Source organism: Streptococcus pseudopneumoniae (genome assembly GCF_001072925.1).
In the GTDB taxonomy this organism is placed as follows: domain Bacteria; phylum Bacillota; class Bacilli; order Lactobacillales; family Streptococcaceae; genus Streptococcus; species Streptococcus pseudopneumoniae_Q.
Genome location: NZ_JVHE01000035.1, coordinates 38,664 through 55,446, shown reverse-complemented (window position 1 = coordinate 55,446; position 16,783 = coordinate 38,664). Strand labels below are relative to the sequence as shown.

General features: G+C 37.2%; 10 protein-coding genes. 8 read left to right on the top strand and 2 right to left on the bottom strand.

Translation table 11 applies throughout. The annotated features are described in order from the left end of the window. The first annotated feature begins 28 nt into the window (after positions 1-28). Genes ADH81_RS01360 through ADH81_RS01350 form a run of 3 tightly spaced genes read left to right on the top strand, consistent with a single transcriptional unit; the run spans position 29 to position 5,521 of the window. Positions 29-388 (top strand): PrgI family protein, encoded by a 360-nt coding sequence (locus ADH81_RS01360; protein ID WP_001097589.1) that lies wholly within the window; start codon positions 29-31, stop codon positions 386-388. Continuing rightward, on the top strand, positions 339-2,696 hold the full coding sequence (locus ADH81_RS01355) for a VirB4-like conjugal transfer ATPase, CD1110 family (RefSeq protein WP_193389821.1): 2,358 nt from the start codon (positions 339-341) through the stop codon (positions 2,694-2,696). The genes ADH81_RS01360 and ADH81_RS01355 overlap by 50 nt, the downstream gene beginning before the upstream one ends. Before the next feature lie 11 nt (positions 2,697-2,707). Continuing rightward, the gene (locus ADH81_RS01350) at positions 2,708-5,521 is read left to right on the top strand and encodes a phage tail tip lysozyme (protein WP_049525952.1); all 2,814 of its coding nucleotides are present in this window, start codon (positions 2,708-2,710) and stop codon (positions 5,519-5,521) included. A gap of 34 nt (positions 5,522-5,555) precedes the next feature. Here the strand turns inward: ADH81_RS01350 and ADH81_RS01345 are convergent, their stop codons facing one another. Beyond that, positions 5,556-6,164 (bottom strand): hypothetical protein, encoded by a 609-nt coding sequence (locus ADH81_RS01345; RefSeq protein ID WP_049525950.1) that lies wholly within the window; start codon positions 6,162-6,164, stop codon positions 5,556-5,558. Between the two features lies 1 nt (position 6,165). Continuing rightward, complete coding sequence (locus tag ADH81_RS11260) at positions 6,166-6,330, bottom strand: hypothetical protein (protein WP_000201399.1); 165 nt, start codon at positions 6,328-6,330, stop codon at positions 6,166-6,168. Between the two features lie 519 nt (positions 6,331-6,849). Between ADH81_RS11260 and ADH81_RS01340 the strand changes: the two genes are divergently transcribed. From ADH81_RS01340 to ADH81_RS01320, 5 genes are all read left to right on the top strand, one after another. After that, positions 6,850-7,149, top strand: a complete 300-nt coding sequence (locus tag ADH81_RS01340; RefSeq protein WP_049525949.1) for a lactococcin 972 family bacteriocin — start codon at positions 6,850-6,852, stop codon at positions 7,147-7,149. 71 nt (positions 7,150-7,220) lie between these two features. Then, positions 7,221-9,242 (top strand): bacteriocin-associated integral membrane family protein, encoded by a 2,022-nt coding sequence (locus ADH81_RS01335; protein ID WP_049525947.1) that lies wholly within the window; start codon positions 7,221-7,223, stop codon positions 9,240-9,242. Between the two features lies 1 nt (position 9,243). Further along, on the top strand, positions 9,244-9,885 hold the full coding sequence (locus tag ADH81_RS01330) for an ABC transporter ATP-binding protein (protein WP_049525946.1): 642 nt from the start codon (positions 9,244-9,246) through the stop codon (positions 9,883-9,885). Positions 9,886-10,083: 198 nt separating this feature from the next. Continuing rightward, complete coding sequence (locus ADH81_RS01325; RefSeq protein WP_049525944.1) at positions 10,084-10,494, top strand: thrombospondin type 3 repeat-containing protein; 411 nt, start codon at positions 10,084-10,086, stop codon at positions 10,492-10,494. 47 nt (positions 10,495-10,541) lie between these two features. Next, positions 10,542-16,772, top strand: coding sequence for a DEAD/DEAH box helicase family protein (locus ADH81_RS01320; RefSeq protein ID WP_186822181.1), 6,231 nt, complete (start codon positions 10,542-10,544; stop codon positions 16,770-16,772). Positions 16,773-16,783: the final 11 nt, after the last annotated feature.

The window sequence follows — 16,783 nt, the reverse complement described above, 5'->3', positions numbered from 1 at the left end:
CTTCTTAGCCTTTTTAGAAAGGAAAGTCATGAATACACGTGTCTTTAAAGACATCTCAAAATACCAACACAGGGCTTGGTTAGGTTTCACCACAAGACAAATCATCTTTGTTTTACCAGCTTTTATTGTCACAATTATTGTTTTGGGTTTGAATCTCTTTTTCTGGCAATTTGGAGATTGGTTTGTTTACGGTTTTGTGTTTGCTTTTACCATCCCCCTCATGCTTTTTGGAGTCTATAAACCCAATGATTTATATTTTGAACATTATTTGAAATACCGTCTTCATTTTGAATTAACGGTTCCCCTACGCACAATTACAGGAAAGAAAGGACCTGAACATGAAAAGAAAATCAAATACATTAAAGAAACAAAAAACTTCAATGACTAATCAGAAAGAAGTAGTTAAAGGAAAAAAAGAGGAAGTGTTACCATCAACGGCTAATACTCTTTCCTATCAGGCCCTGTATCAAAATGGTCTGATGCAGGTAAAAGAAGATTATTTCTCACAAAGTTATTTACTTGGTGATGTCAATTACCAGACTGTTGGTTTAGAAGATAAAGGCGCAATCATTGAGAAGTATTCTGATTTGATTAACTCCCTAGATGACCAAACCAACTTCCAATTGACTATCTTTAATAAAAGATTGAATTTAGAAAAGTTTAGACAAAGTGTTTTGTATGAGGAAAAAGAAGATGGGTATGATACCTATCGTAAAGAATTGAATCGGATGATGAATCAGAATTTAGATAGTGGTGAAAATAACTTTTCAGTTGTGAAACTGATTAGCTTTGGTAGAAAGGATTCTAATCCCAAACAAGCCTATCGTTCCTTGTCTCAAATTGGAGAATATTTCAAGAGTGGTTTCTCGGAAATTGATGCTCGATTTGAATCCTTGGCTGGAGAAGAACGGGTGAACTTGTTGGCAGATATGCTTAGAGGAGAACACCATCTTCCTTTTTCTTACCGTGATTTAACGAGATCTGGCCAGACAACTCGTCACTTCATAGCACCTAATCTCTTGGATTTTAAAAACAAGAATTACCTACAAATCAATGACCGCTTATTGCAGATTGTCTATGTGAGAGACTACGGCATGGAATTAGGTGATCAGTTTATCCGAGACCTCATGCAAGGAGATTTGGAATTGATTGTGAGCCTCCATGCTCAAAGTTCGACTAAAGCGGATGCCATGAAGAAACTACGAACAAAGAAGACCTTAATGGAATCCCAAAAGATTGGGGAGCAACAAAAACTTGCTCGTACAGGTATCTATTTGGAAAAAGTAGGTCATGTATTAGAAAGCAATATCGATGAAGCTGAGGAACTCTTAAAAACCATGACCGAGACAGGAGATAAACTATTTCAAACGGTCTTCTTGATTGGGGTCTTTGGTCAGGATGAAGAAGAACTCAAACAAGCCCTAGACACGATCCAACAAGTGGCAGGCTCAAATGATCTAATGATTGATAAACTTCCATATATGCAAGAAGCAGCCTTTAATAGTTTGCTGCCATTTGGTTGTGATTTTTTAGAGGGCGTATCACGGAGTTTATTAACATCCAATATAGCAGTGAACTCTCCTTGGACTTCAGTAGACTTACAAGACCGTAGTGGGAAATATTACGGTATCAATCAAATCTCAAGCAATATTATTACCATTGATCGAAGCCTATTAAATACACCGTCTGGTCTGATTTTAGGAACATCTGGAGCTGGGAAAGGGATGGCAACCAAGCATGAGATTATCACAACCAAAATCAAGGAATCTGGTGAAAATACAGAAATTATCATCGTGGATCCAGAAGCAGAGTACAGTGTTATTGGACGGGCTTTTGGGGGAGAAATGATTGATATTGCGCCTGATTCCCAAACCTATCTCAATGTCCTTGACTTGTCTGAAAAAAATATGGATGAGGATCCTGTAAAGGTAAAATCAGAATTTCTTTTATCCTTTATCGGCAAATTATTGGATAGAAAAATGGATGGAAGAGAAAAATCGATTATCGACCGAGTTACCAGACTTACCTATCAGTCTTTTAAAGAGCCTTCTTTGGAAGAATGGGTCTTTGTCTTGAGTCAACAACCAGAAGAAGAAGCGCAGAATTTGGCACTTGATATGGAACTGTATGTTGAAGGTTCTCTTGATATTTTTTCTCATAAGACCAATATTCAGACAGGCTCCAATTTCTTGATTTATAACGTTAAAAAGTTGGGAGATGAGCTGAAACAAATCGCCCTTATGGTGGTTTTTGATCAGATATGGAATCGTGTCGTTCGCAACCAAAAATTAGGGAAGAAGACCTGGATTTATTTTGATGAAATGCAGCTTCTTTTATTAGATAAATATGCCAGTGATTTCTTCTTTAAATTGTGGAGTCGTGTCAGAAAATATGGAGCTAGTCCGACTGGGATAACTCAAAATGTTGAAACCTTATTGTTAGATCCAAATGGTAGACGGATTATTGCAAATAGTGAATTTATGATTCTCCTCAAGCAAGCAAAAAATGACCGAGAAGAACTGGTTCAACTATTAGGCTTGTCAAAAGAACTCGAAAAATACCTAGTCAATCCAGAAAAAGGAGCAGGACTGATAAAAGCTGGTTCCGTTGTCGTTCCCTTTAAAAATAAGATTCCTCAAGGTACTCAATTGTTTGATATCATGAGTACAGATCCTGATAAAATGGCTTCTAACTAAGGGGAAGGTAAATGAAGGATAAAAGAGAAATTATACGTGCCCGAAAGGCATTTAGAAGAAGTCTAAAAGATGAGAAGAAATTCTTGAAACAAGGAAAGAAGGAGGTGAGGAAACAGAAAAAAGATTCCGCTGTACTGGATGAAAAAGCATGGAAAAATGATATAAAGCAACAGCTGGAGAATATGAGAGAGGCTTCAAAGGCTAGAGTAAAACAAGCAAATGAAGACTACAATCATATTCTTCAAAATAGTCCTCCATCTCTTTTGAATCGCAAAGAATTAAGAGACAGACGATTGCCTCATGCTAGGAAACGATTGAAAATAGCCAAGAAGCAATTTAGAGAAGCCAAGGTAGAAGCAAAAGAAGAAAGAAAAGAGAGTCGTAAAGAAAGAAAAATCAATCAAAAATTTCTCTATGGTCAGGAAACGAAAGAAGAATCCAATTTTTTCTTTCAAGGGAAGAGTTTAGAAGAATTAAAAGCTAAGAAGGAAGTCAAGGCTGCTAAAGAAAATTTAAAATCTACTAAACAAGCCTATAAATCCAAAAAAGTCAGTAGGAAAGCCAAAACTTTTCTTTATGTCCTTGGACGTGAAGGTGGAGAGTTGGCTTCAGAAAATGAAGATTTAGAAGGCTATCGCACACTTCAAGAGACCATTAGAAAAGGGAAGCGCTACAGTCGGCTTTCTTATAATCTTGGAAAAGCTAGTGTCAAAACAGGACAAGCAACAGGTCGTTTTACCAAGAAAAGACTGACCAACACAAAAGAGCGATACCATCATTTTAAGGATGGAAAAGGATGGAAACTAGCGAAAGATAACCCAAGTTCCTTTAAAAATCGGTTTCGAAAATTAAAGAAACAAGGTCTTACCAGTGTCCGAAATATCTATCAAAAACTAAAAGCAGCCTTTTCCTTCTTTACATTTGCAGCTGGAAATCCTGCAACCTGGATAGTTGGAGGAATAGTCTTTATCCTCATACTGATGATGAGCTTCTTTTTAGGATTTTCATCTGCTAGTTTGATTCAACAAGATGAATTTGAATTAACAAAAGCTTATACCCACCTAACTTGGGAAGATGCAGAACATACTCGCACAAATGACAAAGGAATTACCTATTACACAAAAATTGATGATGTGATGGGCTATATGAACTTTAAATTCCACGACTATGAGTTACACAAACCAGTTCACTTATTTAGTTCAGAAACTTACAAGGATTATCTGTCTACTTTGTGGCATGATTTAAACGATGGGGATGATTTGAAATCCATGCAAGACCTCTATGAAACTCCTAAGTATAAACTATCGAAAGACGATCAAGAGGAAATGAAGGAACTAAAAGAAGAGGGTATGTATGCTTCCATGCAGGAATTGGATAATCCATTTGAAGGGAAAAGTAACGAAGATAGTTTAACCATGACTTATCGTTATGGATACTATGATTTAGACGGAAAACCTACTCTTCAGGAGTACATTCTACTAGAAGCTAAAGCTCACCAAGCAATTGTCGCACCAATGGATGGAGTTGTATCTCTAGATGGCGACAATGTTATTCTCACTAACGGAAAAGGAGAGAATGAGAGTCGCTTAACCTTATATTCCATTCATAATGGCCGTGCGATTGAGGGGACAAGAATCCTAACGGGTGATGTTGTTGGTGAAACACCAGACGATACAGGTTTGAAAGTTTCCTATCAAAAATATAAGAACAAGAAAGAAAAATTGGTGTATGTCAATCCGCAATTTTATTTTCCAAAAGTCATTCAACTTCAGACCACTATCTTACCTGCCATTGGTCAGTTTGGTGGAGATGAGTTTGAACGAGCGAAACATATTTATGAGTTTTTGAAATCTCAAGGGGCAAGCCCCCAAGCCATTGCGGCCATTTTAGGAAATTGGTCGGTAGAGTCTTCTATCAATCCTAAACGAGCTGAAGGGGATTATTTATCTCCTCCTGTTGGCGCTACCGATTCCTCATGGGATGATGAAACCTGGTTAGCGATAGGAGGGCCAGCCATTTATAGTGGTGCTTATCCTAATATTCTTCATAGAGGTCTAGGTTTAGGTCAATGGACGGATACTGCAGATGGTTCAACACGTCATACAGCTTTATTGAATTATGCACATATCAAAAATAAGAAGTGGTATGATTTAGATCTCCAACTTGATTTTATGCTTCATGGGGATAGTCCTTACTATCAAAGTTGGTTAAAGGATTTCTTTGGAAATACGGGCAGCGCAGCCAATCTAGCCCAACTCTTCCTTACCTATTGGGAGGGAAATTCTGGTGACAAACTACTGGAAAGACAAACCAGAGCAACGGAATGGTATTACCAAATTGAAAAAGGCTTCAGCCAAACAAATGGAGGACAGGCAAAAAGTGACCCGCAATCCCTTGAAGGGGTTCGTGGGGACTTGTATGAACATTCTGTTCCTGGTGGTGGAGATGGTATGGCCTATGCCTATGGACGATGTACATGGGGTGTTGCGGCTCGTATGAACCAGTTAGGATTAAAGCTAAAAGGTAGAAACGGAGAGAAGATTTCAATCATTAATACCATGGGAAATGGTCAGGACTGGGTTGCGACAGCTTCAAGTCTTGGTGGAGAAACGGGTTCCACACCAAAAGCAGGTGCTATTGTTTCTTTTGTCGGAGGTACCCATGGCACACCAGCAGACTATGGTCATGTGGCTTTTGTCGAGAAGGTCTATGATGATGGTTCTTTCCTTGTGTCTGAAACTAACTATGGTAGCAACCCTAACTATACCTTTAGAAAAATCTCTCAAGCAGATAGTGCCATTAGTTTTGCTTATACGGTGAAATAAAAGAATCATGTCATCAGTTTAGGTGACATGATTCTTAGTTTTTATAGAGTGACATATTTAATGCCATAGGCTGATAACTTACTTGATGATCGTCTTTAATCAATTGACTGTAAGCAACAAATCCGAACTGTTCATAAAATTGAATGACTTTAGGATGATTGATACTATCTAAAAATACCATCTGAGTTCCTACAATTGCTCGAAATTCTTCAATTTTTTGAATTACAATTTCAAATAACTCTTGTCCTGATAGTTTATTTAGCTTTGTGTTTTTGCCGAATTGACCGATAAGTAACACAGGGAGATAATCAATATTTTGGGGACTTTTCCCTTTTAGGACGAGTTTCTTTTTTAGGGATTTCTCTAAATCAGAAATATCAACAACTTTGAGAGATAAACTAAAGAATCCTATGATGTTACTTGTTTCAATTTCTTCAACGATAAAATTACGAGAACGATGTTGTTTTTCAAAATTGGGAGCTTTATCAGATAGATAAGTCAACATCTCTTCATTACCGTTGAAATTAACATTTTCTAAAATGATAGTTTTAAATAGCTCCTGAACTTGTTTCTTAGTTTTATCAGGAGCCAGCACTTGAATATTTTCAAGATATTGCTTAAGTGGTGTTACTTGAATTGTCATCTTACAGATACTTTGAAATGAGTTTATTTTTCGTTGGAGCGGTAGCGTCTTGTGATTCAATAGATTTCAAGACTGCTTGTAGCTTTTTAGATGGTTTATGATTAAGAATTTTTAGAGCATCTTCGTTTGTTAGTTTTATGTCACGTGTTAAACTGATTGTAGCCATTTGTTCTACCTCCTGTTTCTACTTAAATTCATTATAGCTTATTTTGAAAAAAAGTTCAATCTAAAGATAGTGTATGTTTTCTATAGTGTATAAATCCAAAATAAGTTTTTCTCTTGTATTTGTAGCTCATATTCGTTAGAATAATGGTGTAGATGAGTGGTCGGCTCATGGTCAATCTGATAGTAATCTTGGACATAAGGGCCAAGCGGTGGCGGACACCAGAACGAAATCCGATAGCAATCTTGGACGTAAGGGCCAAGCGGTGGCAGACACCAGAATAAACCGACTGACTAGGTGGCTTACAGGTTCAGTAAGCCATCTATTTTTTATTATTACAATAGTTTATTTGAAAAAAATTTTCTGATTTACTTAAAATTAATTGACATATAATTAATTGACATATAATAGTAAAAATGGTATCATTGTTTTATAAAGAAACCGGTTTCAAAAAAAGAGAGAGGAGGATTTATTTTGTCGCATTGTTACTCAGGGTGTGCTTTGTTTGAAAGGAGAAATAAAATGAAAACGAAAAAAAATAGATTACTCGCTCTAGCTCTTATTTCAAGCTTTACATTAATGGGAGCTGTATCTGCCGCAGTGCAGTATCCTGATGGTGGTGTTTGGACCTATGGTGAGGGTTCTGGAGGAGGATGGGCTTTTTCAAATTACTACCATGGTAAAAAATACCATTATTCATCTATCGTGAGCAGATGGGATAGTGATTCTGATAAAGGAGAAGCTCCTGCTGGAAAAACTTCCTACGCATGGATTTGGACCAAATGGGGAGAACAAGTATCATTTTACTATGATTATGACTAATCGTTCATTGGTTTAAATCGTTCCCCTTGTACGAGCTACAAGGGGAATCATTTTTTTATAAGGAGTCTACTATGAAGAAACTATTTATTTGCTTGTCTACTATTTTTCTCAGTTGCTTCTTCATTTGGATTATTATCTTACGTGCCCCTCAGTATCTCTATACTAGTTATGACTCCGTTACCCTGCTACGTGTTAAAAAGGGGGCACAAGAGCCGACTCGTGAGGAGTTTGAGCGAGAGTTGGAGAAGTTTGCAAGCTCGGAGCAGAGTTTGATTGCCAGACGGATAGTAGAGCCGAGTAAGGATGGAAGCACCAACTTCACCTATGCGACCTATGGTCAGGGAAGCTTGCCAAAAGAGTTTCAAGTGGCCAGCCAAGAAAGCCGAGAACGGAGCGATCCTCTCAATAGCTACCTTCTCTTATCTGGTTCATTGACCAAGGAAAAATTAGCTGCAAAATTAGATGATTTAGGTTATAAAGCGATTGCAGACCGCAAAACTCCTCCGTATCTTTTAGCTTTTTGGATTGCTTTAAATCCGTTGTTGTTGATTAGTTTAGCTATATTTGGATTAGCTTTCTTTGCTATGGTGATTATCACTCGGATTAAGGAGATGCGGGCTGCAGGGCTTCAGCTCTTTTCAGGACAGACCCTCTTGTCCATTATAGGAAGCGCCTTATACGATGACGTCAAGTGGCTTTGCTTAGCTGGGGGGGGATCCCTTATAGTGGGAGGTGCTGTACTCCTCGGCCAAGGGCTCTTTTATTCCGTTCTTTTAGCAACCTTTAGTATCGGAGTGGGGCTTTATCTTCTCTTTTTATTGGGAATTTCGCTCGTACTGAGCCTGCTCTACTTGATGAGCTTGAGCTACAAGGCTTTGGTTCCTGTGTTAAAAGGACGTTTGCCCCTCAAACGTTTGATGACCTTGACCTTGCTATGTCAGTTGGTTGCTGTCTTTACAGTAGGTTATGCAGTCAAGACTGGCTTGACTTCTTACCAGCGTTTACAGGAACTCCAGCTATCCAAGCAAGCTTGGGAAGATCGAGCAGATTATTACCAAATTTCCTTTGGGATCGGTGATAGAGGAAAAAATGCGGAAAATCAGAGCAAGTGGTATGCCTTTGCCAAGGAAGCAATCGAAGAAGAACAAGCCCTTTATGTAAAGGATAATCTGTTCCATTTTGCCAATCCACAAGGAAAAAATGAACAGGGAGAGACATTGGATACCTATAGTCCGGATGCTAATACGCTCTATGTTAGTCCCAGTTATTTGGAGAAGGAAAAGGTCGTGGTAGATGCTGAGACCAAACAGAAGTTAGCCCATCTCCAAAAAGGTGAGTTTATTCTCTTGCTCCCAGAACATTTGCGCTCTCGAGAAGCAGAACTAAAAAAAATCTTTGAAGAAAGATTGAGTTATTATGGAAAATCTGGTGAGGAGGCAAGTGCTCCTTTGGATTATGAGATGAAAGCGCACGTTAGTTATCTTTCAATGGGAGAAAAGCGGTTTGTTTATAATAACGGTGAGAATCCCGTATCCACTCAGTATTTGACTGATCCGATTTTAGTGGTATTCACGCCGACTTCTACAGGTGATAGTTTTACATCCTTATCTAGTTGGTCTATCAATGCTGGTAAGAATATTTTTGTCAAAGGATATGAAGATGGGATTAAACTCTTGAAAAATGCAGAAATTTATGATCAAGTCTCCTATCTCAAGGAGGGACGAAGTGTTTACCTCGCACGTTACTATGAGGTTCAAACAGAAACTCTAACCCTTATTTTAGGAGCTATTATTGGAATCGCGAGTTCTTTGCTTCTCTTTTATTCTGTGAATCTTCTTTATTTTGAACAATTCCGTCGTGAGATTTTGATTAAACGAATTTCTGGTTTGCGATTTTTTGAAACACACGCTCAGTATATGATTAGTCAATTTGCTAGTTTTGTATTCGGTGCGAGTCTCTTTATTTGGCGTAGTCGGGATTTGATGATTGGATTGGTAACTTTATCAATCTTCCTCGTTATTGCTATACTGACTCTCTACCGTCAAGCACAGAAAGAATCTCGTGTTTCTATGACCATTATGAAAGGAAAATAGGATGATTGAACTAAAGAATATATCTAAAAAATTTGGAAGCCGTCAGCTATTTTCAGATATTAATCTTCATTTTGAAGGTGGGAAAATTTATGCCTTAATCGGTACAAGTGGCTGTGGTAAGACAACACTCTTGAATATGATTGGACGATTAGAGCCATATGACAAAGGGCAAATCATCTATGATGGCACCTCTCTTAAAGACATTAAGCCCTCTGTTTTCTTTAGAGATTACTTGGGATATTTATTTCAAGATTTTGGCTTAATTGAAAGCCAAACCGTCAAAGAGAATCTCAATCTGGGTTTAGTTGGTAAAAAGTTGAAAGAAAAAGAGAAACTCTCTTTGATGAAACAAGCTCTAAACCGTGTAAACCTCTCTTATTTGGATTTAAAGCAACCTATATTTGAGTTATCAGGAGGAGAAGCACAACGTGTTGCACTAGCGAAGATAATTTTAAAGGATCCGCCTTTGATTCTTGCAGATGAACCAACCGCTTCGCTAGACCCCAAAAACTCTGAGGAATTACTCTCTATCCTAGAATCTTTAAAAAATCCGAATCGAACCATTATTATTGCGACCCACAATCCTCTTATTTGGGAGCAAGTGGACCAAGTCATTCGAGTTACCGATTTATCACATAGATGATATGGCAAGATTCAGCAATAAGAAAGTTTTTGATTATATACAGCATAAATTTCGAAAATCTGGAGTACTTGTTTATAATCACAATATTATTTGAGAACGCAGTTTTGGCTCGTTCTCTTTTTTTGTTGTGATACTTCTTTCAAGGAATATTTGGTAGGATTGGAGTGAAAAAAGATTAACTAGGAAAGAAGGAAGTATATGGAAGCCATTTATCAACGTGATTCGGATCAAGATGGACTAACTGATGCTCAAGAATTAGCGCTAGGAACCAATCCTATTAGCGCAGATTCTGATGGTGATGGTCGTTCAGATTTAGTGGAAGTAGAAGAAGGAACCAATCCCTTAGAAAAGGATTTACAAGACATAGACCAAACAAGTATAACTGAACCATCTTCAGTATTTATGGAAATGAAACAAAAGATTTCAGATATGATGGAGAGTCACTACAAGGAATTTATACAGGCTCTGATTAGTATTGAAACAGGGATTGAAAACCAACAAGACCTAGAAGACTTATATACTTACTACATGAGAACAGATTCTGTTTCTCTTTTGTCTAGTGATTTAGAAACCAGTCCTCAAGAGGTTGAAATGGAGATAGAGTTGTAGGGGAATCATGTGATTCTCCTATTTTCGTATAGATGAAAGGAGTGAGTATGGAAGTAATGCAATTATTGGCTATGTTTCGTGGAACAATTCCAAAAGATAGGGAGAAAATGGACCTATTTCTTCGTTATCAAGCTCAACATTTTGATGAGAAATGGCAGGATTTGGTAGTGAATTTTTTGACTGAAGAGGGCAAGATAGAAGAGATTCCTCACGTATATTCTTTTGATCAAGATATTGTTTCTTTCCTAGAGGCCAGTTCTGAAAATAATGACCAAGATTTAGAAAGTTACACAAGAAATTTTGGACAAGCAGGTCTAAGTAAATTATCTCAATTAAGTAATTTTGAGAAAAACTTGGTGCTAGAAGTCGCAACCTATAATCTTTTCACTCGATTTTACATCCAATCTGAAAAAGAGAAGCTAACACCATTAAGTGAGCTTGTATTTCATCAGAATCAGGATGTCAATTTAGTCAATGTCTATCGGGTTGCGAATAATCTATCTGATCGCATTAGTAGAGATATAGAGGAGTTTCTTCTAATGGTTGATTCCAAAGAACTAAAAAAAGAAGTTCTTGAGATTCATTTTGAAGAAAAAGAAGGAGATGTTCTAGCCTATTTGGGCTCAGAATTGACGGCTACTTTAGATATCGTTACGGATCTTGTCCATCATGAAGAAAACTACACACAACTCCCACTGACACAAAAGCTGAAGATTATTACTTATTTTGATGAAGTAAAGGCTATAAGAGAAAAGTCTAAGCAAGTAGAGGAAGCAGTCTTACCTTTAGATAATATTGACCAGGTAGAAGAAAATGTGGAAGTTCATTCCCTAACTAAAGTAGATAAAATTGTAGAAGAAGCTTTGAGGGAATATCCGATTGGTTCACAAGTAAGTTATAAAGGACAAGTATTTCAGTTGGTTTCAATTGAAAATGCACAGATAAATGACTTAGTTCGCCTAGAGCTATTCAATGATTCCAACCAGTTATTTGAAGAAAATCCTATTTTATATTTGAACAGTTTGGAAGAGATTGAACAAGTATTGTCTCTGGTAGAACTTGAAAAAGAAAATTCAGAGATTGAGATGGATTCATCAAGTGAAAGTCTGGAAATAGATTTGTATTCCTATCTGGAAGAAGAAAATGAAAATGAAAAGGAAAAAGATAAGGAAACAGAAACGCTTATTTCAGATATAGAAGAGACGGATGTCCCCGTTAAAGATTTTGTTTTTCCAGATGATTTAGAGGACTTTTACCCTAAGACAAATCGAGAAAAAATTGAAACGAATATCGCCGCAATTGAAATTGTTAAAAGATTAGAAAAAGATGGACGACAAGCGAATCCAGAAGAACAAGAGCTACTAGCCAAGTATGTCGGCTGGGGCGGTCTTGCCAATGAATTTTTTGATGAACTCAATCCAAAGTATGAAGCAGAACGTTTAACTCTTAGGAGCTTAGTAAGTAAGTCAGAATACTCCACCATGAAACAAAGTTCCCTCACAGCCTATTATACAGACCCAATGATTATTCGCCAGATTTGGCAAAAATTACTGGATGATGGTTTTGAGGGAGGAAGGATACTAGATCCTTCTATGGGGACTGGGAACTTCTTTGCGGCTATGCCTAGAAGTATACGAGAGAGGTCAGAACTCTATGGAGTTGAATTAGACAGCGTGACAGGCGCAATCGCAAAACAACTCCACCCCAATACCCATATTGAAGTGCGAGGATTTGAAGAAGTGCCCTATCAAAATAATAGTTTTGATTTAGTCTTAACGAATGTTCCATTTGGAAATTTTCGCATTGCAGATAAAAACTATGATAAACCTTATATGATTCATGATTACTTTGTCAAACACTCACTTGATTTAGTAAGAGATGGAGGACAAGTTTCGATTATCTCTTCTATTGGCACAATGGATAAACGGACAGATAATGTCTTACAAGAGATTAAATCCAACACTCATTTTTTAGGGGGAGTTCGTTTGCCGGATACGGCTTTTAAAAAGATTGCAGGTACCCGAGTAACTACAGATCTCCTCTTCTTTCAAAAGGACCAAGCAAAGAATCTTAATGAAGATGAGCTTGTCTTTAGTGGCTCTATTCCCTTTGAGGAGGATAAGCGTGTCTGGATCAATCCTTATTTTGATGGGAAATACAATACACAAGTTTTGGGTGAATATGAGGTACGTAATTTTAATGGAGGAACCCTCAATGTTAAGGGGGTATCAGAAACATTAGCTACTGACATTATGGAAGCGTTAGAAAATGTGGAAGAACCTAAACCAATTGACAATTCTTTGAAAGCACCTGTTTTTATCCAAGAAGAAGTGGATAATTCGATCCCAAGTCGTATACGTGAGGACTTAGCGCTCTATTCTTTTGGATATGAGAGAAATCAAATTTATTACCGAGATACGCATGGCATTCGGAAAAGTTCAAAAGTAGACGAAATTAGTTATTATGTAGATGAAAAGGGAGATTTTAAAGCTTGGGACAGTTCTTTGTCTGAACATAAAATAGACCGATTCGTGCAACTTCATTTGACAGATGAGGAAGCACTAGATGTTTACAAGTCAGAAGAAGCGAGTAAAAGAGGGAAATATAAGGGACTGTTCAAAAAAACTGTCTTTTATGAAAGTCCCTTATCGGATAAGGATATTAGTCGCATTAAGGGCATGGTTGATTTGAGAGAGACCTATCAATCCTTAATTGAAATTCAACGTCATCAAGATTATAGTCGGGCTGATTTTCAGGTGTTACTTAGTAAACTCAATCATGACTATGACCGCTTTGTAAGTCAATTTGGATACTTGAATGCCTCAGTCAATCGGAACTTATTTGATAGTGACGATAAGTATTCTTTACTAGCAAGTTTAGAAGATGAATACATTGATTCTAAAAGTCAGAAAGTAAAATATAAAAAATCTTTAGCCTTTGAGAAAGCATTGGTTAGGCCGGAGAGAGAGATTACAAGAGTTTCAACGGCTTTAGATGCCTTAAATTCCAGTTTATCGGATGGTAGAGGGGTTGATTTAGACTATATGGTATCAATTTATCCCGAACATAGCCAAGCTGCTATTTTAGATGAGTTAGGAGACCAGATTTTAATGGATCCAGAAAGCTATTTAAGAGGAGAAAGAAAATATCTTTCTAAGAATCAGTTTTTATCAGGAGACATTCTCAACAAGATAGAAGTAGTTCAACTATTAGTGGAGGAAAACAACCAAGAATATGATTGGAACCATGCTTTAGATTTGTTAGAATCTGTTCGCCCTCCGAGGATTCATCTGGCAGATATTGAGTTTAAAATAGGGTCACGTTGGATTCCTCAATCCGTTTATGGTAAATTTGCCTTTGAATGTTTTACCAATCGTGAATTTGAATTGTCTTCGCCTGATGTTGAACAAGTCATTGAAGTGAATCCTGTCGATGGCCAAGTTCATTTAAGGACATCATTTGCTTATCGCTATCCAAGTGCTAAAGATAGTAGTCTTGGAGTCAGTGGGTCACGTTATGATACAGGAAGAAAGATTTTTGAGAATTTACTAAATTCAAACCAACCGACGATTACCATGACTGTTACGGAAGGAGAAAAGAAAAAGACCATCACAGATTTGGAAAAAACCTCTGTTCTAAGAGCAAAAGAGCAGCATTTACAAGAGCTCTTTCAAGAATTTGTCTCACGGTATCCAGAAGTCCAACAAGTCATTGAGGAAAGCTATAATCGTCTTTATAATCGAACGGTTAGTCGAGAGTATGACGGTAGTCATCTAGTCATTGATGGCTTGGCACAAAATATCAGTCTTCGTCCTCATCAAGAGAATGCCATTCAAAGAATCGTAGAAGAAAAAAGAGCCCTATTAGCTCATGAGGTAGGTTCAGGAAAGACCTTGACCATGCTTGGTGCTGGGTTTAAATTAAAGGAGTTAGGGATGGTTCATAAGCCCTTGTATGTAGTGCCCTCTAGTTTGTCTGCTCAATTTGGCCAAGAGATCATGAAATTTTTCCCTACTAAAAAAGTCTTTGTGACCACTAAAAAAGATTTTGTGAAGGCGAGAAGAAAACAATTTGTGTCACGTATTATTACAGGAGATTACGATGCCATTGTCATTGGGGATTCTCAATTTGAAAAAATACCTGTCAGTAAAGAAAGACAGATGAATTATATCGAGGATAAACTCAATGAACTACGAGAGATTAAAACATATTCTGAAAATAAGTATACTGTTAAAGAAGCAGAACAATCAATAAGTGGTCTAGAGAAACAATTGGAAGAACTCCAACGCTTTAATCGTGATAGTTTTATTGATTTTGAGAACTTAGGAATTGATTTTCTCTTTGTGGATGAAGCACATCACTTTAAAAATATACGTCCAATTACTGGACTTGGAAATGTAGCAGGGATTACCAATACAACTTCTAAGAAGAATGTGGATATGGAAATGAAGGTTCGACAGATTCAGGAAGAACATGATTTTAAAAATATTGTCTTTGCGACAGGAACTCCTGTTTCCAATTCTATTAGTGAGTTATATACTATGATGAACTATATTCAACCAGATATTTTAAAACGCTATCAAGTTGATTATTTTGACTCTTGGGTAGGTGCTTTTGGAGAAATTCAAAACTCTATGGAATTAGCTCCTACAGGGGATAAGTACCAGCCTAAGAAACGATTTAAAAAGTTTGTCAATCTACCTGAGTTGATGAAAATCTATAAAGAAACAGCCGACATTCAAACACAAGATATGTTGGATTTACCTGTTCCAGAAGCTCATATTATCCCTATTGAGAGTGAGTTAACTGAAAACCAGAAACTCTATTTAGAAGAATTAGTTATGAGGTCAGATATGGTCAAATGTGGAACAGTTGATCCGAGTCAGGATAACATGTTAAAGATAACAGGTGAGGCACGGAAACTAGCAATTGATATGCGTTTGTTGGACTCTAGTTATAGTCTAGCAGACAATCATAAACTGCTTCAGGTAGTGGATAATGTTGAAAGAATTTATCGTGAAGGAATGGAAAATAAGGCTACTCAGATGATTTTTTCAGATATTGGAACACCTAAGAAAAAGGACAATGGCTTTGATGTTTATTCTGAGATTAAGGCTTTATTAGTTGATAGAGGAGTCCCTAGTAAGGAAATTGCCTTTGTACATGATGCCAATAGTGATGAAAAGAAGAATAGTTTGTCTCGAAAGGTCAATGCAGGAGAGGTGCGGATCTTACTTGCCTCAACTGAAAAAGGAGGAACAGGTTTAAATGTTCAGAGCAAGATGAAAGCAGTTCATCACCTGGATGTACCGTGGAGACCAAGTGACATTCAGCAACGTAATGGACGGATTATCCGACAGGGAAATGAAAACAAGGAAGTGGATATTTACCACTACATTACCAAAGGTTCATTTGATAATTATCTATGGGCAACTCAGGAGAACAAACTTCGTTATATTAAGCAGATTATGACTTCTAAGGAGCCGATTCGTGCTGCGGAAGACATTGATGAACAGACCATGACAGCTTCTGATTTTAAGGCACTAGCAACAGGTAATCCTTATCTCAAATATAAGATGGAACTAGAGAATGATCTAACTCTATTAGAAAATCAAAGACGCGCCTTTCAACGCAGTAAGGATCACTATCGTCATACAATCTCTTACTGTGAAGAAAATATGCCCATTCTTGAGAAACGATTAAGCAAGTATGAAGGCGATATTCAACAGTCTGAAATATCGAAAGACCAGGCATTTTCTATGACAGTAGGCAAGCAAGTTTTTGAGCAACGAGCTGAAGCAGGTGAATCTCTACACCGTCTTATCCGTCATAATCAAGCTGACATCAAAGAATTCCGTACCCTAGCAAGCTATCGAGGATTTGACATTAAAATGCTTAGTCTTCCAATAAATCAGCCTCTTCCTGAAACCTTCTCTGTTAAGATTGTAGGAGAAAATCAATATTCTGTCAGTTTAGATTTGTATTCTCCTTTGGGGACAATTCAAAGGCTCCAGCATACGATTGATTACATTAAAGAGGACCAAGTGAAAACTCAGAACTTATTGGATGAATTAAAGGATAAATGGACTACTGCTAAGGTAGAAATTGAGAAAAATTTTCCAAAGGAAGAGGAGTATCAAACTAAAAAGGCCGAATACGATGTACTCGCACCATTGATTGAAACAGAAACGGATTTAGATATTATTGATCAGGCATTAAGGCAATTCCACGAAAAAGGAAACGAAAAGCAGGAACAACTTTCTTTTGAATTAGATTAAAAAATATATAA